At 44.8% G+C, this 24,189-nt stretch carries 18 protein-coding genes and 1 pseudogene; 5 read left to right on the top strand and 14 right to left on the bottom strand.

Annotation, left to right across the window (positions count from 1 at the left end):
- Positions 1-8: 8 nt before the first annotated feature.
- Complete coding sequence (locus OCU60_RS16635; RefSeq protein ID WP_074374756.1) at positions 9-1,157, bottom strand: SEL1-like repeat protein; 1,149 nt, start codon at positions 1,155-1,157, stop codon at positions 9-11.
- Positions 1,158-1,816: 659 nt separating this feature from the next.
- Positions 1,817-2,950, bottom strand: coding sequence for an SEL1-like repeat protein (locus OCU60_RS16630; RefSeq protein WP_074374757.1), 1,134 nt, complete (start codon positions 2,948-2,950; stop codon positions 1,817-1,819).
- 843 nt (positions 2,951-3,793) lie between these two features.
- Between OCU60_RS16630 and OCU60_RS16625 the strand changes: the two genes are divergently transcribed.
- A complete protein-coding gene (locus tag OCU60_RS16625; protein WP_074374605.1) occupies positions 3,794-3,979 on the top strand; it encodes a hypothetical protein in 186 nt (61 codons plus the stop codon).
- A gap of 46 nt (positions 3,980-4,025) precedes the next feature.
- Here the strand turns inward: OCU60_RS16625 and OCU60_RS16620 are convergent, their stop codons facing one another.
- On the bottom strand, positions 4,026-5,162 hold the full coding sequence (locus OCU60_RS16620; RefSeq protein ID WP_074374604.1) for an SEL1-like repeat protein: 1,137 nt from the start codon (positions 5,160-5,162) through the stop codon (positions 4,026-4,028).
- Between the two features lie 840 nt (positions 5,163-6,002).
- Between OCU60_RS16620 and OCU60_RS16615 the strand changes: the two genes are divergently transcribed.
- Positions 6,003-6,188, top strand: a complete 186-nt coding sequence (locus tag OCU60_RS16615; RefSeq protein ID WP_074375119.1) for a hypothetical protein — start codon at positions 6,003-6,005, stop codon at positions 6,186-6,188.
- 48 nt (positions 6,189-6,236) lie between these two features.
- Here the strand turns inward: OCU60_RS16615 and OCU60_RS16610 are convergent, their stop codons facing one another.
- The gene (locus OCU60_RS16610) at positions 6,237-7,373 is read right to left on the bottom strand and encodes a tetratricopeptide repeat protein (protein ID WP_074375118.1); all 1,137 of its coding nucleotides are present in this window, start codon (positions 7,371-7,373) and stop codon (positions 6,237-6,239) included.
- A gap of 3 nt (positions 7,374-7,376) precedes the next feature.
- Positions 7,377-10,130: a hypothetical protein gene (locus tag OCU60_RS16605; protein WP_261854733.1), complete on the bottom strand. Its 2,754-nt coding sequence runs from the start codon at positions 10,128-10,130 to the stop codon at positions 7,377-7,379.
- 562 nt (positions 10,131-10,692) lie between these two features.
- Here OCU60_RS16605 and OCU60_RS16600 point away from each other — a divergent pair.
- On the top strand, positions 10,693-10,878 hold the full coding sequence (locus OCU60_RS16600) for a hypothetical protein (protein ID WP_074375129.1): 186 nt from the start codon (positions 10,693-10,695) through the stop codon (positions 10,876-10,878).
- Positions 10,879-10,926: 48 nt separating this feature from the next.
- Here the strand turns inward: OCU60_RS16600 and OCU60_RS16595 are convergent, their stop codons facing one another.
- The 9 genes from OCU60_RS16595 to OCU60_RS16555 all read right to left on the bottom strand — a co-directional run bounded on the left by OCU60_RS16595 (position 10,927) and on the right by OCU60_RS16555 (position 23,259).
- Complete coding sequence (locus OCU60_RS16595) at positions 10,927-12,093, bottom strand: SEL1-like repeat protein (RefSeq protein WP_139302181.1); 1,167 nt, start codon at positions 12,091-12,093, stop codon at positions 10,927-10,929.
- Entirely contained in the window at positions 12,080-16,132 is a 4,053-nt protein-coding gene (locus OCU60_RS16590) for a LysM peptidoglycan-binding domain-containing protein (protein WP_261854732.1), read from the bottom strand. The genes OCU60_RS16595 and OCU60_RS16590 overlap by 14 nt, the downstream gene beginning before the upstream one ends.
- Entirely contained in the window at positions 16,125-16,691 is a 567-nt protein-coding gene (locus OCU60_RS16585) for a DUF4123 domain-containing protein (RefSeq protein WP_074375280.1), read from the bottom strand. The genes OCU60_RS16590 and OCU60_RS16585 overlap by 8 nt, the downstream gene beginning before the upstream one ends.
- A gap of 3 nt (positions 16,692-16,694) precedes the next feature.
- Positions 16,695-18,845, bottom strand: coding sequence for a type VI secretion system Vgr family protein (locus tag OCU60_RS16580; protein WP_074375281.1), 2,151 nt, complete (start codon positions 18,843-18,845; stop codon positions 16,695-16,697).
- A 438-nt stretch (positions 18,846-19,283) separates the two neighbouring features.
- Positions 19,284-19,802, bottom strand: coding sequence for an Hcp family type VI secretion system effector (locus OCU60_RS16575; protein ID WP_074374046.1), 519 nt, complete (start codon positions 19,800-19,802; stop codon positions 19,284-19,286).
- A gap of 451 nt (positions 19,803-20,253) precedes the next feature.
- The gene (locus OCU60_RS16570; RefSeq protein WP_074375283.1) at positions 20,254-20,568 is read right to left on the bottom strand and encodes a hypothetical protein; all 315 of its coding nucleotides are present in this window, start codon (positions 20,566-20,568) and stop codon (positions 20,254-20,256) included.
- Positions 20,569-20,934: 366 nt separating this feature from the next.
- The gene (locus OCU60_RS16565) at positions 20,935-22,143 is read right to left on the bottom strand and encodes an MFS transporter (RefSeq protein ID WP_074375284.1); all 1,209 of its coding nucleotides are present in this window, start codon (positions 22,141-22,143) and stop codon (positions 20,935-20,937) included.
- Between the two features lies 1 nt (position 22,144).
- Positions 22,145-22,546: a VOC family protein gene (locus OCU60_RS16560; RefSeq protein WP_074375285.1), complete on the bottom strand. Its 402-nt coding sequence runs from the start codon at positions 22,544-22,546 to the stop codon at positions 22,145-22,147.
- Entirely contained in the window at positions 22,516-23,259 is a 744-nt protein-coding gene (locus OCU60_RS16555) for a helix-turn-helix domain-containing protein (RefSeq protein ID WP_074375286.1), read from the bottom strand. Before OCU60_RS16555 ends, OCU60_RS16560 begins: the two co-directional genes overlap by 31 nt.
- Positions 23,260-23,428: 169 nt before the next feature.
- Between OCU60_RS16555 and OCU60_RS16550 the strand changes: the two genes are divergently transcribed.
- Both OCU60_RS16550 and OCU60_RS16545 read left to right on the top strand, forming a co-directional pair.
- On the top strand, positions 23,429-23,626 hold the full coding sequence (locus OCU60_RS16550; RefSeq protein WP_074375287.1) for a hypothetical protein: 198 nt from the start codon (positions 23,429-23,431) through the stop codon (positions 23,624-23,626).
- Positions 23,627-23,988: 362 nt separating this feature from the next.
- Positions 23,989-24,186: pseudogene (locus OCU60_RS16545) on the top strand (Arm DNA-binding domain-containing protein); the annotation flags it as partial.
- Positions 24,187-24,189: the final 3 nt, after the last annotated feature.

Here is a 24,189-nt window from a genome sequence, read left to right as displayed (position 1 = left end):
AATATAAATTATCGGATATCAACTCTTGGGTTCATTTTATCTATATAGATAATAGGTAGTTTATTCTTAATTAATTCTCTTGCCGATTTTCTTGCTGATACTATTTCTTCCTTTGTTAGAGGGTTTACTTTTTTTTCATATAAACTATATTCATACAAAGATAAATTTCTATCCTTATCATTTTCTATAAGTATATCATCTCCAATTGCACATGCCGCAGACTTTAATATGTCTTCTCTGGTGTGCTCTTTTAATTCAGGGTAATAGTAGGTACATAAAAAATATCTACTACTTAGTAGATTACTCCTCTCAACAACTTGTTCAGAATACTCTTTGGAATAAATAGAAATATATGCAAGTGTTCTTTCAAATGCAGGAGGGTAATTATTGTTAATCATCAGCTTTGTTAACTTTGATAAAATCAGATGTTCACTTTCTGATAATGGTGATTTTCTATCAAAGTAAGGATAGTACAACCTTTTTTCATAATCGATCATTATTCTCATCAATGGCTGGTAATAATGATTCTTAGCATTTTCTGTAACGAGTTCCTCTAACTTCTTATGTACCTCTTCTGAGCTATTTTCATCATACTGAAGCAGATAATATGCTGCCTTTTTATCACCTTGCTCTGCCCGCTCTTGCAGTAGTTTTCGCCCGAGCTCACCCCATTTTTTATCACAGTAACTACTCATTCTCCTGCGGCACTCGTAATTATTGATATCTAATCGCAATGCAGCATAGGGATTCCCCAGCTCGGCAGACTTCTGAAATAGCTTGGCTGCTGGTCCTCCTGAATAATAATTGTCTCGATAAGTGATTTGAGCCAGCCAATACATGGCATCAGGATTGCCTTGCTCAACCAGTGGTCTCAACAAATCTTCCGCTATCCCCTGACGATGCCTTTGAATATACAGCAATGGTTCGTACAGTGGGTCACCGGGGCGATAGGTGCTGGAGATATACGGATCCGGGTTAAATGGCTGACTCTCTTCCGCCATTTTTAACAGTTCCGTCAACACCTTGGGGCCTTCTGCCTGCCGGGACTGAAAGCCGGAAGGAATCATCAGGTAGGCCAGTAGTCCACCGGCCGCTAAAATAATCACACCAACGATGGTCAGCAGTGTTTTGTAAATCAGTTTCTTATTGATATTCATGATTTAAAGTGTCCAGCTTTGTTCTTTCCACGGGGTGTAGGTGGTTTTATTCCACAAGTAACCTTTGTCTTTTCTCGTCTCTGTTTCCGAGCATTGTATGATGCGCTGAATGTTTTCGATCTCAGTCACTGCCGCGTCTGCGCATCAGATACTTTTGGCTTGGCCCCAAAAGTATCCCAAAAGGCCTGTTTTTCGGCTTCAGTGCATATTATCAGGGGCGCTTTTATTCGCATCCTGCTCATGAAAAGCTAAAAAGTTCGTCCTGAACTTTTTCCCTGAGTTCATCGCTTTAAGCGACATAAGCACACAGGGCGATAAAACTGATTGTGCGTGATGCTGAGATTTACGTTGAATCACTTTATTTCAGGTTGACCTTGTAAATGACTTCATTTGAGCGGTTTGATTGTAACCCAATCTCAATATGAATCATGATGAATTGGTATTTCAAAAACAGCACAGTGTGAAATTACTCGCAAAATATTGATTTTCTTGCTACCAGCACAGCGCCTTCCGTTGACCAACACGAACTGCGTGAAGTGCTGTTGTTTCTCAATAATCTGATTACCTTTGATGAAATAAACTTGAGGAAGGAAGACGCAGAAGGGGTTTAATTAGAATAGAAGAGGGGATCTATGATTAAGATCCCCATTACATCAAATTTATGGTCTTGTATTCATTTCATCAATGTAGATAACAGGAGTCATATTATTAAGTATTAATTTTGCAATTCTATCTGATTCTCTTTTTTCTTCATCTGTAAGTGGAGCAATATTATTTTTATCCAAGTTAAAATCAAAGATAGAAATCCTATTATTACCATTGTCACGAACTACATCATTCGCCATTGCACAAGCAGCCCCTTTCACCACATCACTTCTCAGTCTGTTAGATACTTTAGAAAAATAAGCTTCACAAATATAAGATGAAACATTCAAAGATATACTGTGTTCAACTACTCGTTTTACATAATCTTCAGAATACATGTCATTATAAGAATATACATAATACATAGATGATGGGAAATTATTATTTGCTCCCAGTCTCAATAAATTGGAAATTAATTTTTTCTCTATAGAAATAGATTTATTTTGTTCCAAAAATGGTAAGTATAATCCACTAGTATAATTATAAATTTGTCTCATCAATGGCTGGTAATAATGATTTTTTGCATTTTCTGTGACAAGTTTTTCCAATTTCTTATGCACATCTTCAGAGCTATTTTCATCATACTGAAGCAGGTAATACTCCGCCTTTTTATCGCCTTGCTCAGCGCGCTCTTGCAGTAGTTTCCGCCCAAGCTCCCCCCATTTTTGATCACAGTAACTGCTCATAAACATCTGACACTCACGGTTATTGCTATCTAGACGGAGTGCGGCATAGGGATTCCCCAGCTCGGCTGACTTCTGGAATAACTTGGCAGCCGGTCCGCTAGAGTAGTAGCTATCGTCATAAGTGATTTGAGCCAGCCAATACATCGCATCAGCATTGCCTTGTTCGACTAATGGTTTCAACAGCTCTTCGGCTTTTCCCTGCCGATGTCTTTGAATATACAGCAATGGCTCATACAACGGATCTCCGGGACGATAGGTACTGGAGATATACGGATCCGGGTTAAATGGCTGACTTTTTTCAGCCATGTTCAGCAATTCAGTGAGTACCTTGGGGCCTTCCGCTTGGCGGGACTGAAAGCCAGATGGAATCATCAGGTAGGCCAGTAGTCCACCGGCCGCTAAAATAATCACACCAACGATGGTCAGCAGTGTTTTGTAAATCAGTTTCTTATTGATATTCATGCTTTAAAGTGTCCAGCTTTGTTCTTTCCACGGGGTGTAGGTGGTTTTGTTCCAGAAGTAACCTTTGTCTTTTCTCGTCTTTGTTTCGAGTGTTATATGATGCGCTGAATGTTTTCGATCTCAGTCACTGCCGCGTCTGCGCATCAGATACTTTTGGCTTGGCCCCAAAAGTATCCCAAAAGGCCTGTTTTTCGGCTTCAGTGCATATTATCAGGGGCGCTTTTATTCGCATCCTGCTCATGAAAAGCTAAAAAGTTCGTCCTGAACTTTTTCCCTGAGTTCATCGCTTGAATATACATCGGCAAACATGACGTATATGTTTTTGAAGCCACCAAAATGATGGTGCGTCATTTACGGAGCCGACATGATTCAAGATTCATTTCATTTTAATAATTTCGATAAACTCATTTGAATGATTCCGATTATAACGCAACCCAGATATGAATCCTGATGAATTGCTTGTTCCTCGACAACACTGTGAAATTACTCGCAAAATAATGATGAACCCAGTGTGAGCAAAGTATGAGATTTTGCTCTATCACTCGCGCTTTATTTTCTCGCGACTCGCCAACAAACCAGACTCTGCTTACCCTGAATTTGCACCGATAAAAGCGGTGTCGGGATTGGAACACCGAGTAATAACACCAAACGCATAAACCATCGCCTTGTGCTATTTCATGTTTATGTGTAGCCTTGGCTCACTCATATTATGGTGAGCTGACAAGGCAACCTCGTGTTGACCGTTCGGTGTTAACGGTAGTTCCAAACCTTGTTCAGCTTGCCACCCATGGAGATTGGAACCTTCAGTGTGGCTGTTCTCTCATTAACACCAAAGAGGTTACGATGCCTAACTCACAACCTAATTATGACCTACACCTGACTGCTCGCGGTTATCTGATTGATTTTCTCGTCACCAATACGGCACCTTCCGTTGACCAACACGAATTGCGTGAAGTGCTGTTATTTCTCAATAATCTGATTACGTTTGATGAGATGAATTTAGTGAAGGAAGACGTCGAAGGGATTTAAGGAATATAAAGAGGGATCAGATTGCTGATCCCTCTTTTTGTATTTTTTATGGTCTTGTGTTCATTTTATCAATATAAATTGCAGGAGTCATATTTTTAATAATTTCTCCTGCTATTGACTGAGCCTTTTTTAATTCATTTTTTGTTAATGATTTAATGCTATTGTTATTTATCGAATAGTTATATATTCTCATGTTTCTCGTTTTATCTTGCAACGTATCATCAACAATAGAACATGCAGTTCCCATTATTATATTATCTCTGTCACTATTATCTATATCAGAATAGTAGTTTCTACATAGATATAAATTACTATAGTTATATATAGTGTGCTTAACTAGTTTTGACATATAAGAATGAGAAATTAAATCCACATTGCTATATATAGTGTTATTGACCAATGGAAGGAAGTTATTGTTTGCGGCTAATTTTGATAGTTTTATTATTAATTCCTTTTTCTCCAAAGATAATGATTCATTTTTTTCTAAAAATGGTAAATATAATCTGCTGGTATAATCATAAATTAATCTCATTAATGGTTGGTAGTAATGATTCTTAGCATTCTCTGTAACGAGTTCCTCTAACTTCTTATGCACTTCTTCTGAGCTGTTTTCATTATACTGAAGCAGATAGTATTCCGCTTTTTTATCACCTTGCTCAGCGCGCTCTTGCAGGAGTTTTCGCCCGAGTTCACCCCATTTTTGATCACAGTAACCGCTCATAAACATCTGACACTCACGGTCATTGATGTCTAACCGTAATGCAGCATATGGGTTACCCAGCTCCGCTGAATTCTGGAATAATTTCGCTGCCGGGCCACTGGAGTAGTAACTATCGTCATAGGTGATTTGAGCCAGCCAATACATGGCATCAGGATTGCTTTGTTCGACTAATGGTTGCAACAGCTCTTCGGCTTTTCCCTGCCGATGTCTTTGAATATACAGCAAGGGCTCATATAGCGGATCTCCGGGACGATAGGTACTGGAGATGTACGGATCCGGGTTAAATGGCTGACTTTTTTCAGCCATGTTCAGCAATTCAGTGAGTACCTTGGGGCCTTCCGCTTGGCGGGACTGAAAGCCAGATGGAATCATCAGGTAGGCCAGTAGTCCACCGGCCGCTAAAATAATCACACCAACGATGGTCAGCAGTGTTTTGTAAATCAGTTTCTTATTGATATTCATGCTTTAAAGTGTCCAGCTTTGTTCTTTCCACGGGGTGTAGGTGGTTTTGTTCCAGAAGTAACCTCTGTCTTTTCTCGTCTCTGTTTCCGAGCATTGTATGATGCGCTGAATGTTTTCGATCTCAGTCACTGCCGCGTCTGCGCATCAGATACTTTTGGCTTGGCCCCAAAAGTACCCAAAAAGGCCAGTTGTTCAGCTTCAGTGCATATTATCAGGGGCGCTTTTATTCGCATCCTGCTCACGAAAAGCTAAAAAGTTCGTCCTGAACTTTTTCCCTGAGTTCATCGCTTGAATATACATCGGCAAACATGGCGTATATGTTTTTGAAGCCACCAAAATGATGGTGCGTCATTTACGGAGCCGACATGATTCAAGATTCATTTCATTTTAATAATTTCGATAAACTCATTTGAATGATTCCGATTATAACGCAACCCAGATATGAATCATGATGAATTGCTTGTTCCTCGACAACACTGTGAAATTACTCGCAAAATAATGATGAACCCAGTGTGAGCAAAGTATGAGATTTTGCTCTATCACACGCGCTTTATTTTCTCGCGACTCGCCAGCAAACCAGACACTGCTTACCCTGAATTCGCACCGATAAAAAACGGTGTCGGGATTCGAACCCCGTTTCAACCACAGACGCACAAATTACCTCATCTTGTCCTGATGAACCTTTGTGTGTAGCCTTTACTCACTCCTATTATGGTGAGCTGGGTTGGGCTGACTCAGTCAGGCTGCAACCTGTGGTGCGGTAGTTCGAACCCTCCCAGTTCGCCACCTCTGAGATTCGGACCTCCGGTGGTGATTTTCGACAAACTACAGGAGGCTACAATGCTGAACTCACAACCGAATTATGATCTACACCTGACTGCTCGCGGCTATCTGATTGATTTTCTCGTCACTAATACGGCGCCTTCCGTTGACCAACACGAACTGCGTGAAGTGCTGTTGTTTCTCAATAACCTGATTACCTTTGATGAAATAAACTTGAGGAAGGAAGACGCAGAGGGGATTTAATTAGAATAGAAGAGGGGATCTATGATTAAGATCCCCATTACATCAAATTTATGGTCTTGGATTCATTTCATCAATATAGATGACAGGAGTCATGTTATTTAGTATTAACTTAGCCATTTCACGTGCTTGGTCAATTTCCTCATTAGTCAAAGCTTTTACATCGTTTTTATCTAACATAAATTCGAATAAACCTAGCTCATTTTCTTTTTTAGTCTTATTCTTTGTAATGTCGGTTGCGTATGCGTATGCAGCACCTTCTATTATTTTTTTACGATCGTTAGAATTTGATAAATACTCCATGCATGAATATTGCTGAGAATTTAATGTTAGACACTTATCTATAATTCTTGAGATATATGCTTTATCTAAAAGATCTCTATCAGTATATAAAACTTTATTAATTGCCGGTGTGAAATTATTATTAGCTGGTATGTTTGAGATTGTAACTAATATTTTTTTTTGTTCCTCACTTGGGGGGGTTCCTCTATTGAAGAAGGATAAATATCGACCATCATAATAGTCATAGATTAATCTCATTAAAGGCTGATAATAATGATTCTTGGCATTTTCAGTGACTAACTGCTCCAGTTTTTTATGTACCTCTTCTGAGCTGTTTTCATCATACTGAAGTAGATAATATGCTGCCTTTTTATCACCTTGCTCTGCCCGCTCTTGCAGTAGTTTTCGCCCAATTTTTCCCCATTTGGGGTCACAGTAGCCACGCAGATAAAGGCTGCAATCTTCACTGCTCACATCCAAACGAAGAGCTGCATAAGGGTTGCCCAATTCAGCGGATTTCCGGAATAGTCGAGCAATTTCTTTGCCTGCGTAGATACTGCCCCCAGAAATATGAGCCAGCCAATACATTGCATCAGCATTGCCTTGTTCAACTAAGGGTTGCAGGAGTTTTTGCGCAATATCCCAGCGTTCCCGCTGGATAGCGAGTACAGGTTCATACAATGGGTCTCCGGGGCGATAGGTGCTGGAAATGTATGGGTCCGGGTTAAATGGCTGACTTTTTTCAGCCATGTTCAGCAATTCAGTGAGTACCTTAGGGCCTTCCGCTTGGCGGGATTGAAAGCCGGAAGGGATCATCAGGTAGGCCATAAAGCCACCTACGGCTAAGATAACAATGCCAATTAAGGTAAAGAGTGTTTTGTAAATCAGTCGTTTATTGATCTTCATGATTTAAAGTGTCCAGCTTTGTTCTTTCCACGGGGTGTAGGTGGTTTTATTCCACAAGTAACCTTTATCTTCGGTCTCTTTGATGGTCTGTTCAAGTCTCTTCCGATCTTCAATCACTTGTGGCTTATCACCGTCTTTGGCGACCCGGATGGTTAAATAGTCATATTCGCCATCTACAAAATGAGCAATTGCATCTGTACGCTCTTCAGCCACATAATGATAGCGTTTCATATTGCCACATAAGACTTTACTATATGAAATAAAAAACGATTTACCCCTTTTAATTTCGACTTCTCTTTCTCTAATAGAAGGTATAGTTCTTATAAATTCAGCCAACCGCATCCAACTTTGGCTAAAGCGTCGCCATTGCTCCATCGGGAGTCGGGCTGATTCATAGTTGCCCCCCATGCGGATCAGAGTTTTCTCAAACTGTCGGCGTTTTTTCTCAATATCCGCTTCACTGGCACCTCTTCCGGGGGATATCCATTCTAAGATCTGCACAATGGCTAATGCTTTGTCTACTTCCTGACTCTGTCTGACTCTTTCTTCTGCTTTATTTTCGAACCAGCCAGCTTCATTTTGGTTACTTAAACAGTCGAGCAGATGGCACAAAGTTTCCGGTGGCAGGTTAGTGACCCAGCTCTGATTTCGATTTGCTTTGGTTTTATCCAAAATATTTTTGGCGATTAACGGCGCATAATCTTCCTGCAAGCCGTCTTTGTGGATAAATGACAAGGCTTTGGCGGGCAGGAGCAGGACTTCGCCCAAAGTCAGACCCAGCGCAACCGCGAGGGTCAGGCGGCGGTTGAGCTCTTCAAAGTCTTCGTTGCGGCCTTGCTCATCGACTTCACCGAAGGCTTCGATGCGTTTAAAACCCGATTCATTGAGCATAGCGAGCAGACACTGAATAAAGCGGTCAACGTTGAGGGCATCAAGGGCGATGGTGACTTTACCGGACGCACCGGGGCCGCAGACCAGTTTTGCAGCGGCAATCACATATAAGGCCCCGCGATGGAAGGTTATGCTGAACTGAGCCGATAAACCGACCCCGTAGCTGACGGCTGCCTGAACCGCTAAACTCCCTAAGCGCATCATCTTACCGCGCTCCGCGCTATTGGAGATGTCAATCGTCGGTGGGCGCCAGTAGATTTCACCGCTCAGCTCACCCCCGACTTCAACCCCGGCAAAGGCATCGACGGTTATCCCTGCTTGTGCGGCTGAGTTCTTTTTGAGTGTGCCGAGTGCCCTTTGCCCGACGGATTGCTCTGATTGGGGCAGGGGTTGGGGTGAGGCGGCGCGGACTTGTCTGATTTCTCCGGCATTATAGTCGGCGGTGGTAATTGCCTTACCCCGCACACCAAGTTCGCCTGATTTCGTTGTTGCCGGGCCGAAGCACAGATTTCCGGCAATACTGACACTGGCTGCCGCCAAGCCATAGATTGTGGCGGAGACGCGCATAAACATCTCACCGGCATCATAAATGTCCTTTTTATCTTGCCCATCGACGTTTTTCAGATAATGGATTGTTACCGGTTTCCCTTTGAACTGACGTTTATCTTTATTGTCATCATTTTCAGGCTGAAGCGGGAACCATGCTTTGGCTGTCAATTGTGCCCGGAACAAATCAGCACTGAAATTGAGCGAGCCTCCGGCAGTAATATCGGTATTTGTCGTGAGTTTATTGTATTCGCTTAACGGCAGATTAAGGTTGGCTTTCATACTGGATGACAAGCGCATAAATTGGGCGGAGGCATCGACCACATATTGAGAGGATTTGCTGTCCGGCCCGAGTCCTTCTTCCCAGTGATAGCTGTCTGACCAGAATGCCGGTGGCTCTGATTTTTTCTCCGCAGCCAGATTGAGTGGGTTGAGCATGAATTTACCCTGAACGCTTCCCTCTTTGATGGATGTGCGGATGGTTTTCATTGCCTCAGACAGGGTCGGAAATGCATTGGCTTGTGCGGTCTTAATGTTTTCCGGTGTTTTGCTGTCAGCCGCCGGGCTGACCAGCGCAACCTTGGTGGTAATATCTTTGAGGTGGCCTTTGGCCAGCAGGGTGTCCTTATCATCTTTAGGCAAATACCAAGCCGGGCCGCGCACCCAGCCCAGCGTCCCTTCAGACATCAACACACATTCAACCACCTGAAGGTCGGCTTTCCCTGTTTCTTTGTGGAATACTTTGGTCTTTTTCTCTTTCGGTTGATATTCTTTTTCGTCCCATAGCAGCAGGTAGCTAGTCGGGATTTTATCACCGCTGAGGTAGAAGTTGCGCAGTGAGTCGGTGCCTTTTTTGGCTCTTGATGTGGCGATGACTTTCAGCGCATCAATCCGCGCCATCGCGAGCTTTTTCAGCCACAGTAAGTCACTGAACATATCCGGGGCCGGCATCCGCTTATACTGCTCATCTTTATCAAGGCCGAGTAGTTCGTCCAGATCGGCTATCCATTTGGTGATCGTGGCATCGACCAGTTTGACCAGCGCCAGACAGGGGTAGTAGGCCCATTGCCCTGCGCAGCCCTGACTGAGCAGTGACTTAACGAGTTTTTCTTCGGTCTGTTTGCGGGTACCGTCGATATTTTTGGTGTGCAGGTCAGCTTTATTCACTTGGAGTTCGTTCAGCAAGTCGTTGACCAGTTTTGTCCCTTCGGTAATTTTGACCGGCAGCCCGTCGTCTGTGAGGAACTTGTTATTCCGCCATTCTGAAAAGTTTTTCTCAAGGGTTTTGGGGCCAAGATGTGCCGGGCTGGTACCTTCCATCCTTATAATTTTTCTCCTTGAGTTCATCGTTTCAAGCGACATAAGCACACAGGGCGATCAAACTGATACTGCGATGCTGCTGAGATTTACGTTAAATCACTTTGTTTCAGGTTAACCTTGTGAATGACTTCATTTGAGCGGTTTGATTGTAACCCAATCTCAATATGAATCATGATGAATTGGTATTTCAAAACAGCACACTGTGAAATTACTCGCAAAATAATGATGAACCCAGTGTGAGCAAAGTATGGGATTTTGCTCTATCACTCGCGCTTTATTTTCTCTCAACTCGCCAACAAACCAGACTCTGCTTACCCTGAATTTGCACCGATAAAAGCGGTGTCGGGATTCGAACCCCGCCTTAACACTCAAGACATGTAGACGCTGGCCTATGCTGGCCTTACTATATGCAGCCTCACAGATGTAAATTATGGTGGGCTGATGAGGCTGACTTCGGTCAGGCCGTCTTCTTGAGTGCGGCAGTTCGAACCTCTCAGCTCACCACCAAAAGATTCGAACCTGTTGGTGGTAAAGACATTCAATCACTCAAGAAGGTATTATTATGCCAATGTCAAAACCCAACTTAGATATCCATCTCACCGCTCGCGGTTATCTGATTGATTTCCTTGCTACCAGCACCGCACCTTTCGTTGATCAAAACGAACTGCGTGAAGTGCTGTTGTTTCTCAATAACCTGATTACCTTTGATGAAATAAACTTGAGGAAGGAAGACGAAGAAGGGGTTTAATTAGAATAAAAGAGGGGATCTATGATTAAGATCCCCATTACACCAAATCTATGGTCTTGGATTCATTTCGTCGATATAAATCATTGGTGTCATCTCTTGCACTATTTTGACTACTCTTTTTCTAATTAAATCCATTTCTTTTTCACTTAATACATTCTTACCAGATTTTTCTAGATCCTCATTAATAAACTGAATGCTCCAATCATTCTCTGCTTCTTTTATATCATAAGAAGTCCAGTTGTTGGTGGCTTTTTTAAATATGTTACCAATGATAATACATGTTACTGCATCTATAATATTTGTTCTGCTTTCATAAATTCTGTCCTTGTAGTAATGTTCACAAGAAGACCAGTTACCACCTATTTTAAAATAATGATGAATATATTTGTTAGGGCTTTTAATATCTCCAGTATAAAAAAAACCATCAATAGCTGGTGAAAAGTTATTGTTTGCCATTAGCATGGATAACTTATTTATGATTTTTTTATCTTCTAATGGTAGTTCTTTTTCTTTTTGGAAATAATTTAGATAATACTGGGTTGAATAATCAATAATCATATTCATTAAGGGCTGGTAATAATGATTATTAGCATTCTCTGTAACGAGTTCCTCTAACTTCTTATGCACTTCTTCTGAGCTGTTTTTATCATACTGAAGGAGGTAATATGCTGCTTTTTTATCGCCTTGAGCAGTGCGCTCTTGCAGTAGTTTCCGCCCAAGCTCCCCCCATTTTTGATCACAGTAACCGCTCATAAACATCTGGCATTCACGGTTACTGATGTCTAACCGTAGCGCGGCATACGGGTTACCCAGCTCCGCTGATTTCTGGAATAATTTCGCTGCCGGGCCACTGGAGTAGTAACTATCGTCATAGGTGATTTGAGCCAGCCAATACATGGCATCTGGGTTACCTTGCTCGACTAATGGTTGCAACAGCTCTTCGGCTTTTCCCTGACGATGCCTTTGAATATACAGCAATGGTTCATACAATGGATCTCCGGGGCGATAGGTGCTGGAGATATACGGATCCGGGTTAAATGGCTGACTCTCTTCCGCCATTTTTAACAGTTCCGTCAACACCTTAGGGCCTTCTGCTTGGCGGGACTGAAAGCCAGATGGAATCATCAGGTAGGCCATAAAGCCGCCAACACTCAGAATGACAATGCCAATCAGTGTAAACAGTGTTTTGTAGATCAGTTTTTTATTCATCTTCATGATTTATAAGTGTCCAGCTTTGTTCTTTCCACGGTTTATAGGTGGTTTTGTTCCAGAAGTAACCTTTGTCTTCGATCGCTTGAATCGTCTCTTCAAGGCGCTTGCGGTCTGCAACTACTTGTGGCTTGTCACCTTCTTTGGCAACCCGAATGGTTAAATAGTCATATTCGCCATCGACAAAATGAGCGATTGCATCCGTTCGCTCTTCTGCTTCATAGTGGTAGCGTCTCATATTGCCACATAGGATGCGACATACTTCAATGAAACCATTTTTAGCTCGATGAATGTCACCCCCCTTACCTGTTGGGCCACCGCGTTTTGAATCGGGTGATAGACTTACCATAAACTCTGCCAATTGCATCCAACTTTGGGTGAAGCGTCGCCACTGCTCCATCGGGAGTCGGGCTGATTCATAGTTACCGCCCATACGAATCAGGGTTTTCTCAAACTGTCGGCGCTTTTTCTCAATATCCGCTTCACTGGAGCCTGTTTTCGGCGAGATCCACTTAAGAATCTGCACAATGGCTAAAGCTTTATCGACTTCTTGACTCAGTCGGGCGGTTTTCTCTTCGTCGTTTTCAAACCAAGCACTTTCATTTTTATTGCTTAAACAATCCAATAGGTTGCAGAGTGTCTCCGGTGGTAAATCAGAGACCCACAGCTGAACTTTATTTTTACCCTCTTTACCTTCATCTTTTTTGATGATCCGTCTGGCAACCAATGGCGCATAATCTTCCTGCAAGCCGTCTTTGTGGATAAATGACAAGGCTTTGGCGGGCAGGAGCAGGACTTCGCCCAGCGTGAGGCCGAGCGTGACTGCGACGGTCAGGCGGCGGTTGAGCTCTTCAAAGTCTTCGTTGCGGCCTTGCTCATCGACTTCACCGAAGGCTTCAATGCGTTTAAAGCCCGATTCATTGAGCATGGCGAGCAGGCATTGAATAAAGCGGTCAACGTTGAGCGCATCAAGGGCGATGGCGACTTTACCGGACGCACCGGGGCCGCAGACCAGTTTTGCAGCGGCAATCACATATAAGGCCCCGCGGTGGAAGGTTATGCTGAACTGAGCCGATAAACCGACCCCGTAACTGACGGCTGCCTGAACCGCTAAACTTCCTAAGCGCATCATCTTACCGCGCTCCGCGCTATTGGAGATGTCAATCGTCGGTGGGCGCCAGTAGATTTCACCGCTCAGCTCACCCCCGACTTCAACCCCGGCAAAGGCATCGACGGTTATCCCTGCTTGTGCGGCTGAGTTCTTTTTGAGTGTGCCGAGTGCCCTTTGCCCGACGGATTGCTCTGATTGGGGCAGGGGTTGGGGTGAGGCGGCGCGGACTTGTCTGATTTCTCCGGCATTATAGTCGGCGGTGGTAATTGCCTTACCCCGCACACCAAGTTCGCCTGATTTCGTTGTTGCCGGGCCGAAGCACAGATTTCCGGCAATACTGACACTGGCTGCCGCCAAGCCATAGATTGTGGCGGAGACGCGCATAAACATCTCACCGGCATCATAAATGTCCTTTTTATCTTGCCCATCGACGTTTTTCAGATAATGGATTGTTACCGGTTTCCCTTTGAACTGACGTTTATCTTTATTGTCATCATTTTCAGGCTGAAGCGGGAACCATGCTTTGGCTGTCAATTGTGCCCGGAACAAATCAGCACTGAAATTGAGCGAGCCTCCGGCAGTAATATCGGTATTTGTCGTGAGTTTATTGTATTCGCTTAACGGCAGATTAAGGTTGGCTTTCATACTGGATGACAAGCGCATAAATTGGGCGGAGGCATCGACCACATATTGAGAGGATTTGCTGTCCGGCCCGAGTCCTTCTTCCCAGTGATAGCTGTCTGACCAGAATGCCGGTGGCTCTGATTTTTTCTCCGCAGCCAGATTGAGTGGGTTGAGCATGAATTTACCCTGAACGCTTCCCTCTTTGATGGATGTGCGGATGGTTTTCATTGCCTCAGACAGGGTCGGAAATGCATTGGCTTGTGCGGTCTTAATGTTTTCCGGTGTTTTGCTGTCAGCCGCCGGGCTGACCAGCGCAACCTTGGTGGTAATATCTTTGAGGTGGCCTTTGGCCAGCAGGGTGTCCTTATCATCTTTAGGCAAATACCAAGCCGGGCCGCGCACCCAGCCCAGCGTCCCTTCAGACATCAACACACATTCAACCACCTGAAGGTCGGCTTTCCCTGTTTCTTTGTGGAATACTTTGGTCTTTTTCTCTTTCGGTTGATATTCTTTTTCGTCCCATAGCAGCAGGTAGCTAGTCGGGATTTTATCACCGCTGAGGTAGAAGTTGCGCAGTGAGTCGGTGCCTTTTTTGGCTCTTGATGTGGCGATGACTTTCAGCGCATCAATCCGCGCCATCGCGAGCTTTTTCAGCCACAGTAAGTCACTGAACATATCCGGGGCCGGCATCCGCTTATACTGCTCATCTTTATCAAGGCCGAGCAGTTCGTCCAGATCGGCTATCCATTTGGTGATCGTGGCATCGACCAGTTTGACCAGCGCCAGACAGGGGTAGTAGGCCCATTGCCCTGCGCAGCCCTGACTGAGCAGTGACTTAACGAGTTTTTCTTCGGTCTGTTTGCGGGTACCGTCGATATTTTTGGTGTGCAGGTCAGCTTTATTCACTTGGAGTTCGTTCAGCAAGTCGTTGACCAGTTTTGTCCCTTCGGTAATTTTGACCGGCAGCCCGTCGTTTGTGAGGAACTTGTTATTCCGCCATTCTGAAAAGTTTTTCTCAAGGGTTTTGGGGCCAAGATGTGCCGGGCTGGTACCTTCGAGCTCAGCCATGGTCAGGCATTGCTCTTTGAGAACATAGCCATACAAGTTTAATTGATTCAGATTCTCAGCAAACATTCGAGAAAAGAGCAATGGCGGCGGACCAAGCGTTCTATCCGACTTGCCGGCAGCCCGTGCTTCCTCAGCTCTTTTGGCAAACTCGTTCGCCTGTTTAACTTCCTGATCCCAGTGATATTCAATGCTCTTTGTTGCCTGCTCATGGGAATGAAGAGCCAATGTTGCATCGCTCCCCCGTCTCTTGTGTATCAGGTTCACAGCTTTCACCGCACGCTCGACCTTTTTTTCATGCGCACTGGTGAAGTAACTCAGTTTTTTGTCATAAACATAAGAAGAGCCGTCATCGGCCTTTTTGTTTTTTGCGGTCAGTTCTGCGACCTTATCCAGTTTTTCGAGCTCATCGTCGAGATGATCTTGTAAGGTTTCTTTTAAGTGCTTTAGGGCTTGCTCGAGCTGATAGGCTTCTTTACTGGCTTCCTTGAAATAATCTTTCATATTATCGTTGGTGAGCAGTAATGTCTGAGCAATTGGACTGGTCCACATGACACCGATAAATGTCCAGTATTTGACCTTTTCCCAAGTGGTATAACGGTCAAGGAGTTTCTCGGTATCAAGGCCTTCTTGTTTGGCAAGACTGACGATAAATCCATCTTCGCCACCGTGTTGATAATCTTTCGCCGCACCAGAGCGAATGGTCTTGCGTGCATGGAACAGAAAGCGGTAACGCTTCAGGTCATTTTCTGATTCGAGGAACATCTCATGCGGGCTGGTATAAAAACGCGACAGAATACCGAGGCGGTTGAGGTTTTGGATGGTCTCGGTTTGATCTTCAACGATCGATTTTGCTAATAGTTGATGTTCCGCCTGAATCGCTTGTTTGACTTCATCGGTAATGGCGTAAAACCGCTTTTGTTTTTTGGTCGGATGCGACGGCACATACAAAATATCGGTAAACGGCGTATCCTTCCCAGAGCAGAGATCGCCTGCACAAGCTGATTTTTCGGGGGGCTTGGGGATTTCATCCCGGCTACCGGGCTGGTTATCGATTGCAGAGTTTGCATCTTCACCGGGCAGAATGATGGTATCACCGGCATAGATTAGATCGATATCATCAATCAGATCGCTGTTCAGTTTTGCGATGATTTCCTGTTCGGTACCAAAATGGTCGGCAAGCAGACTTAAACAGTCACCGGGTTCTATTGTATAAGTTTTCGGTGTCTCGGTTGGATTAGCCATAACGTTGTTCTACCAATGCGTTGAATACGGGGGAGTTTAAATGGTACGGTAACTGAAGGTCGGCCTCGATTTGAGCCTCGGGATACTGCCTGAGTGAATGGCCGTTCTGTTGACTGTCTACCCAGCTTAATACCCGACACGGGCCCAGTAGCGTACATCGATCCTCTGCGGATAGTTCGGGTGCAACTTCATCCCACATCGGGCTGGCGTAGTAACGAAATAGAATCGGAGACTCTGCGACGACCACATAAAGCAGTGCCTGAAAATGCTGAATGACCGATTCTGTCGTAACCGACGGCTCACAGGAAAACAGCACACTGCTGGTGCGTAGTGCAAAGTCTTCTTTGAGTTGCCGCTCGATTTCTGCCACACCGCTATAGCGAAAAGCAACCGGACTCTGCTCAATTAAATGATCGAACGGTGTATTCGCAAACAGACGATATAGCTCAACATTCTGCTCATGCTGATAAACGAGCTGGGTAATATCCGGCACTCGCACCGAATCGACAACCAGCCAGTGGGTCAATGAGTTGTCCTGTAATTCTGGAAAAATCTTCATAGGTTATGCCTTCCCTGTGCAAGGGCAGTCTGAACGCGGACAACTGCCATCTTTCTGTCGCTGACACATTTTCGACATCGGGGTGTTTTGCATCGATACTTGCTCAAATGCTTCTGCCTGAATATTTTTCGGTGAAGCCTGTGTGTAGATCTCTGGTGATGCCGGTGTTTGTGTGGCTGTGATATCTGGCGCCTGCGCCTCGGTCGGTGGTGTCAGTGCTTTGAGGAGATTCGGCATGGTTGCCGGCTGGCCGCCGTAACCGGAGCCGCTGCCGGCACTGCCGCCGGAGTTGAGGTTGATGGCACCGCTGACCACATGCACACCGCCCGCATCGACTTTGATAAAGCTGCCACCGACTTTGACGGTGATTTCATTACCGGCATCGAGGACGACGGCCTTACCGGCCTTGAGATGCACTTCGCTGCCGGAATCAACAATGGTTTTCTGGCCGACTTTCTGATGCAGCGAGGCATCGGTTGCAAGGGTGAGGTTTTGTTTGATGGCAGTGCGCTGCTCACCGTCGATGCTCAGGTGGTCGTTGACCTGCACATGACTGTAACGGTCGTTTTCGACCGTGAGGTGGCGGTCATGCTTCATCTGGGTGGTGCTGTCGTTTTCAACCAGCGCTTCGTAGTCTTTCTGCGCGTGGAGGTAAATCTTCTCGCTGCCGGACTGGTCTTCAAAACTGAATTCATTGAAGCCGGTGCCCTGATGGGTCTGGGTGCGAATCACGGTTTTGGTTTTGTTATCCGGCAGAGAATAAGGCGGGGTGTTGGTCGCATGATAGGTGCGTCCGGACACCAGCGGTTGGTCCGGGTCCCCGTTGAGGAAGGTGACAATCACTTCGTGGCCGATACGGGGGATTGCGACCATGCCATACTGTGCGCCTGCCCAGCCTTGGGCGACGCGCACCCAACAAGAGCTGTGCTCATCTTCATTGCTGTAACGGTCCCACGGGAAGGAAAGCTTCACCCGGCCGTGTTCATCACAGTAGATTTCTTCACCTTGCGGCCCGACCACGGTGGCAACCATCGGGCCGTCCACTTGTGGTTTAGGGGGTGGCTGCATGCGCCACAGCGTTTCATTCGGAATGACTGTAAACTGGTTGCTGTAGGTAGTGGCACCGCTGCCACCGGACTCTTCCAGTGCTTGTGGCTGACTGCCCTGATGGTCAATCCCGACAATCAGCCAAGGGCGGTTCATTGCGCTGTCCAGATGGTCGGCCAGAGTGAATACCACCCCGGCCTGAAGCTTGGCTTGGTTACTTTTGCCCGATGCGGTGTGACTGTTCCGGCGCAGATGTTCCAACCGAATCTGGCTGAAGGCTTTGCCGCTGGCATCATCTTTATACCGTCCCGGTGCATCGTAGTACTCGTAGTCCGGCAACTGGTAGGCCATCTCACTGCCAAGGGCCGACTGTTTAAAGTTGTAGGCTGGTTTTTTAAAGCTGTAATCCCGCATGGCGACTTCCGTCACCGCAGATTGTTTGGTCTCGCTGATGGCGGAAACATAGGGGGTATCCGCGACGCCACCGGACAACACGTTATAGGGGACCGTGCCATCAAGCTGGGTAAATCCGGCCGTATTGTCGGTGACCACCAACGTGTGTTTTTCGGCCTGATGGCTGAAGGTATACATCAACCCTTCTTCTGCCGCCAATCGGTGGAAGAATGCTAAATCCGTCTCCCGATACTGAACACAGAACTCGCGCGGCGCGCATTCCCGTTTGACGGAGAAGGCGTAGTCAGTGATGTTCATTTCCTCAAGAAGAATCGCCAGAATCTCCGGGACGGTTTTGTGTTGGAAAATCCGGCTGTTGTGGCGCAAAGAGAGCCGCTCAAGGGCAGGCACCAGAGTCAGGGCGTAATAGGTGTGATGGTGGCCGGTATCACCGCGGCTGAAGCTGCGCACAATGCCGTGGACTTGTTGCACGACTTCACCATCGCGGATGACTTCTAAGACGGCGGTCGTATCGACCAGTTGCTCGGCACTGATGCTTGAATTGCGGCTGGCGAGCTCGATTTGGTAGCGAAAGCCGTAGACCGGGTTGCCCTGTGCATCCAATGAATCAGAAACAGATTCATGTCCCTGATAGTCACGAACCACCAACGCTTCACCGACACCACTGACAAGACGGAAGTTCAAAGTCCCCATAGTTTTTACCTGACATTGTTGAGTTGACTGAGTTTTCACATACCCATTGATTTTGTCACCTGTGAAATCAGCGCGTCCTTAAGGATCTTCGCCGCCGTGAATGACATGGGTTCGGCCCGGTTTTCGATTATAACCGGATGAATATATGAGTCTTGATGAAAATGAAAAATTGGCGGGGAAATCAATGAGAAAGCAATTTTCCTGAAGGAATCTCTCAGTTTTTGAACCGTCGCCCCAGCCATCTTGCCTAACAACACATATACCTGAGCAACCTCTGAAGCGAGTATCTTCTGATTAAAGTTGTTCAGGTATATTGTCTTATTGATTAGAAGTTCAATACGATGTATTGAACGAAAATAATGTTGCCCACCAAGGGTGAGCAACATGACCATCAAAGCATTGTCGGACAGACACGCACGGTGCCTGTTCATCAGACAATTAAGCTTCGATTGGCTTACGCCAGTCGTCAGCACCTGAAGTACCCGCGTTAACGTGGTCCCAAGTGATCTTACGGTAAGACATTGACACAGTCAGGTTCTGAGTGAAATCAGAGTCTGCTGGATTTTGGCAGTGTGGCATTTCACACTTGATGTCAACGATAGTTGCGTTTTCAAGTGTTGTGGTGAAGAAGTTTTCTTGCTTGCCTTCGATTGAAGTGCGGTACCACTTCAAAGTAACAGCAGACATTTTTTCACCTGAAGCCAATGCGTTATACAGCAGAGGAACAGCTTTGTTCAGGTTCACAGTGAATTGGAAAGGCTTGTGAACACGTTGACCCGCAGGCTGACCAGACTGAGGATCAGTCGGAACACTGACAACGTGGTCAAACTGTTGAACCATCATTTCATCTTCGTGACCTTCAACAAAAGAGTCACCGATAGAATCAGCAGTACAAGCGCCTGACGTGATTAGCCCCTGAGTTTCGCCTTCGATAGAGATATAACATGGAGTTGGCATTCTGAAATTCCTTTAATTATCTATAATAAGTTCATGTTTTTAATACACAGAGAACCTTTAGGCTCTTGTACAGTCAGAGCAAGGGCTGTGCCAACCCATACATATCAATAAAATCAAATGGTTATAAAGATACAAATATAGATACAAGCAACTTCTTGCCCAGAGGCGAGCAAGAAGTTGCCCAGTGAGCAAGAAGTTGCCCGAAAGAAGTGGAATAAGTATCACGGAAGTGTCTCATTTTTGATAACAGAGTGGACAATGATAAACGTTGCGATTTCTGCGGGTAAGTGAGCAACCAACGGAGATAAGAACTCTTTTGGCTTCCTGAGCGTTACTGGCATGAACTTTCGGAGGGGGCAAGAGCTGATTCATCGGGTCAGCTCTTGCCAGTGCATAAACTGAAAACTACTGAATAGATAGTTATAAAGTTACTGAATAGATAGTTATAAAGTTACTTAATAACTGCTATCGCGATACCTTTATGGTTTGCATTTAGGCAGCCTGAAACTCTGACTTGAACTTTTTTACCTGTATGGAAAGCAGATAAAGCGATGGATAGTATGCTTTTTAGCATTGGGTCATCACGTTCAAAAAGAACTCTAGAATTAGTACAACCTTCAACTTTATTGTTTTCAGCAAAGGATAAATAGATGCCTTCACTTCCCCAACCGGTCTCTATTCTTGATATTGTTTGGGGTGGAAGATTAGCATCCGCATAAACACTTCCACTTATCGACAATATGACTAACCAAATCAATTTTTTCACTGATACTCCTCAGTTATAACAGTGTCTTTTAACTAGATATTATCTGTATAAGTCTGGTAGAGAATACAGACATTCCACTCATATCAATCTGTTTTATCTCACAAAGTTATATTAATAAAACGGCAATAAGAGACGGAATTTATCTAACTTCGTATAGAACCAAGCACATAATTGACCATTAGTAAAAGTAGGTCAACTAATGACAAGAGAAACGTATCCAAAACCTATGGCTAGATGATTTTGTGGGCATTTTCGAGTTAGAAACAGCAGTGTACCGAAGCGAGCTCCGCCATTTTCTCTTACAGGATGTCCCCCACATTCATGTAAGGGACTCCTATTCCAATTTTCTGAATCGGCAAATATGGGCTATGTATTCGTTTCTGTCCGGAGAGATAACGATGGCGCAGAGAATACGTAAATACCAATGAGTGCCGGTATGGTTGTCAATGCGGCATATGCACCGACATAACTGGCATCATACTCAGATAAGAAACTCACAATTAACGGACTCATCCCGCCAAAAATAGAGAGCGCAATGTTATAGCCAAGCCCCAGAGAGGTTGTGTTATTTCGGGCAATGGAAAATAGCACGGTGGCCAGATTGGCTAGGATAAGCGCTGAAATCAGGCTGATAGCCATAAATGCTATCCATTGCTGCCAGCCATAATGACTATGAATTAAAAGATAATAGGCCGGATAAGAAATCACTAGACCAGCCAGCAGTCCCCATGAAAAACTTGTTCTTGGTGACAATATGTATTTGTCAGTGAGCCACCCGACCAACAATATCATCATCAGTAAGGTGACTGAATTGACTAAGGCAAAAGGCTGAATGGGAAAATCTTTCGCTAAAATGCTGCTGGAGATATTTTGCACATAGAAAACGACCGCTCCGGTTATCGATACCAATCCGACCCGCACGGTGGCTCTGACGTCATTGGTTAAGCGGGGAGACGGTGGAGCAGAAAGTACAGCAGGCAACCGCAGCCGGAACCAAAAACTCATCGCGATATTGATTGCACCGATGACTAAAGGAATCCGCCAGCCATAAGATTGCATCTGGCTCTCCGACAAGGTGTCTTTCAGCCCCATAACGATCAGGACGGACGCAATTACACCAATTATTGAACTGGCAACAATCAGGCTACTGATACGAGCATGTTGTTCGCTACGACTACTCTGATGCAGGTATTGAATGATGGTCGGATATTCTCCGCCAAAACTGAAAGCCTGAACCATTTGTAGACATAAGAGGAGTATGACAAGGCTCTCTCCCAATATATTCACGGGCAAAGCCGCCATCAGTAGTGTTGCGGTTCCTGTCAGGCTACTGGTGATGATCAGCGCTTTTTTTCTTCCTTGAGTGTCAGCAATTTTGCCGATCACCAGTCCCCCTAATGGACGGATCAGAAATCTTAGCGCGAAAATGCCCCAGACCATCCATTCAGAATGAGCGATTCCATGACTGGATAGCAAATGGGACAGGTAAGGAGAAATGGCAGCGTAGACTGCAATATCGTAAAACTCGAATGCATTACCCGAGACAATACCTAACCGTTGTGGCCAACTTAACATGTTAATTCTCCATAATAATTTCTATTTGGTTTTCGTCTGGGTCATGCGTGAAAAAATAGACAAAGCCTCCCAGCCGGGCCGTTCGGATTTCTGTACAAGGGGCTGACTTAATGAGTTGCCGGCGTGTCGCCGTAATGTCGTCAACCTGAATTGCTATATGCGTGATTCCAATGCTTTGAACATTGGGCATAGAATCGATACGTGAAGCGGGTGAATGGTCATATTCGCGGCTTGTGAAACAGAAAATCTCTATCGCTGGTCCGAAGTCTGAAGTCATTATGACAATAGAGACTTGTTCATCGGTGTAGCTTTTGAGTGTGGCGTAGCCGAACTGTTCGTAAAATCTCTGGCTTGCGTTGAGATCACGACACGTTAAAGAGACGTGGTGTAAACATCCAGACATGCATCAAGTATCCCGTGTTTGTGTAGTAACTGAAAGAAGGTGGCACGATTGCCGGTACAGTTAATCTTTCTCTTGATTGTTTCAATGCGTTTTCGTTCCGCTGATTCACTGCAGTGATGTTGCCAGGCAATTTCTTTGGGGGAATGAAAAGATAACAGAAGGCGGATGGTACTCACTTCTTTCGCGGTCAGGACAATATCACCAAACCGGAAATGGTTTTGATCATACATATGAGTATCAGGTGTATCGGATGAAACCGGCATTGACTGATAGGGGAGCGTTGCAACCTGATGTTTCAGCCATAATTTATGAGCATGATAAGCCAGATAAGGGCGAAGGACTGCCAGTTGATGACTCTCCTGACTGGTTAGCTGGTGGCGACAGGCCAAAGAAACGATTTCAGCCCGTTGTGGACATAACCATGTATAGTCTACTTTATCCGGGATACGATGTTTTCTTAATAGATGATGATATTCTTCATCTTTGTCCCGCCATGATGAAAGCCCCGGTGATATGCGTTTTCCCACAGTCTTGTTTAATCCTTGATCCCAGTAGCTGAGGTGCCAGTCATAATCTGTCGATAAGGTATAGATTTCCCGAGTGTCCAGCGAAACCACTGAATAACTAATATGTATGGCATCGTCATATATTTTGGAAACAAGTCGGCCGAACTGAGTACAAGCCTTTGCCATTTCTATTGAACTAACATCCATTTTTTGGTGGATTCCTATGTTACTTACCATGCATATAAAAGAACTGGCACGAGTATACTACTAGTTGCTATTCCATTTGCAACCTGTCAAAAAATACCACCTGTTTTTTATATTTTTTTGCGGCATGATCAAACGATAAAAATCAAAAATTTGGTTAGAGATATGGCTTATGAATAGTACCCAACATAAACTTGACGAAATCTTTTTTTGGTGCAACGTGGTGATGGAGTGCCGTAAACACCAAGAAGCATGCCCGACTCAAAATCGAGAAAGAGCAGCGCTGCTTCGTTCGATTGAGGCATTACAGACGACCATCAGTCTGAATATGGAATCACTGATGATTGGTGATTCCAAGGGACAAGCCTGAAGAAATTATGAGATACAACACGAATCTTCGTTCAGCAATTGAATGTGATGGCTGTGAATCACGACTGACTGGGCAGTTAGATTTTTGAGAATAATTACTACCCTCATACCCAAGCCGTACCTGATAGTCATTTGCAATAACGAAGTTCTTTATGCGCTCTAGCATCACACCCGCTTCCATATGGTGGGTGTATGGTGACATAATTCCATTAACGTCCACTAATGTTTGTTGTTGTTTTATAAATCAATATCTTATGTTGGTTTGTTTAGATTCGTTGTCCATTAAAGTCTTTATAGGTACAATAAAAACCTCATCATTGCCGTACCCCGAGCCGTACCCAGAATTTTAGAGAGTTGCTTATAATGACAAAACGAATAAACAGCAATGCCACGCTACAAGCTCTGAAGCCACAAGATAAAGAGTACCTAATCCCAGATAAAAAAATTGAAGGGCTAAATATACGCGTTCGTCCTACCGGTACAATGACATGGACATTTCGGTTTCAGATTGGAAAGAAACACGAAAAAATCTCTATGGGGCGATATGTTCAGTCAAAACCTGGG

The sequence above is a fragment of the Vibrio spartinae genome, assembly GCF_024347135.1.
GTDB classification, from domain to species: Bacteria; Pseudomonadota; Gammaproteobacteria; order Enterobacterales; family Vibrionaceae; genus Vibrio; species Vibrio spartinae.
The sequence above is the reverse complement of the archived record's forward strand: the minus strand, read 5'-3'. Positions and strand labels throughout refer to the sequence as shown.

Coding starts and splice junctions, on each gene's coding strand:
- OCU60_RS16555 (WP_074375286.1), bottom strand. CDS start 23,259: ATGGATGTTAGTTCAATAGAAATGGCAAAGGCTTGTACTCAGTTCGGC.
- OCU60_RS16595 (WP_139302181.1), bottom strand. CDS start 12,093: ATGAAGATGAATAAAAAACTGATCTACAAAACACTGTTTACACTGATT.
- OCU60_RS16585 (WP_074375280.1), bottom strand. CDS start 16,691: ATGAAGATTTTTCCAGAATTACAGGACAACTCATTGACCCACTGGCTG.
- OCU60_RS16565 (WP_074375284.1), bottom strand. CDS start 22,143: ATGTTAAGTTGGCCACAACGGTTAGGTATTGTCTCGGGTAATGCATTC.
- OCU60_RS16625 (WP_074374605.1), top strand. CDS start 3,794: ATGCCTAACTCACAACCTAATTATGACCTACACCTGACTGCTCGCGGT.
- OCU60_RS16600 (WP_074375129.1), top strand. CDS start 10,693: ATGCCAATGTCAAAACCCAACTTAGATATCCATCTCACCGCTCGCGGT.
- OCU60_RS16560 (WP_074375285.1), bottom strand. CDS start 22,546: ATGTCTGGATGTTTACACCACGTCTCTTTAACGTGTCGTGATCTCAAC.
- OCU60_RS16605 (WP_261854733.1), bottom strand. CDS start 10,130: ATGGAAGGTACCAGCCCGGCACATCTTGGCCCCAAAACCCTTGAGAAA.
- OCU60_RS16575 (WP_074374046.1), bottom strand. CDS start 19,802: ATGCCAACTCCATGTTATATCTCTATCGAAGGCGAAACTCAGGGGCTA.
- OCU60_RS16590 (WP_261854732.1), bottom strand. CDS start 16,132: ATGGCTAATCCAACCGAGACACCGAAAACTTATACAATAGAACCCGGT.
- OCU60_RS16610 (WP_074375118.1), bottom strand. CDS start 7,373: ATGAAGATCAATAAACGACTGATTTACAAAACACTCTTTACCTTAATT.
- OCU60_RS16615 (WP_074375119.1), top strand. CDS start 6,003: ATGCTGAACTCACAACCGAATTATGATCTACACCTGACTGCTCGCGGC.
- OCU60_RS16580 (WP_074375281.1), bottom strand. CDS start 18,845: ATGGGGACTTTGAACTTCCGTCTTGTCAGTGGTGTCGGTGAAGCGTTG.
- OCU60_RS16635 (WP_074374756.1), bottom strand. CDS start 1,157: ATGAATATCAATAAGAAACTGATTTACAAAACACTGCTGACCATCGTT.
- OCU60_RS16620 (WP_074374604.1), bottom strand. CDS start 5,162: ATGAATATCAATAAGAAACTGATTTACAAAACACTGCTGACCATCGTT.
- OCU60_RS16630 (WP_074374757.1), bottom strand. CDS start 2,950: ATGAATATCAATAAGAAACTGATTTACAAAACACTGCTGACCATCGTT.
- OCU60_RS16550 (WP_074375287.1), top strand. CDS start 23,429: ATGAATAGTACCCAACATAAACTTGACGAAATCTTTTTTTGGTGCAAC.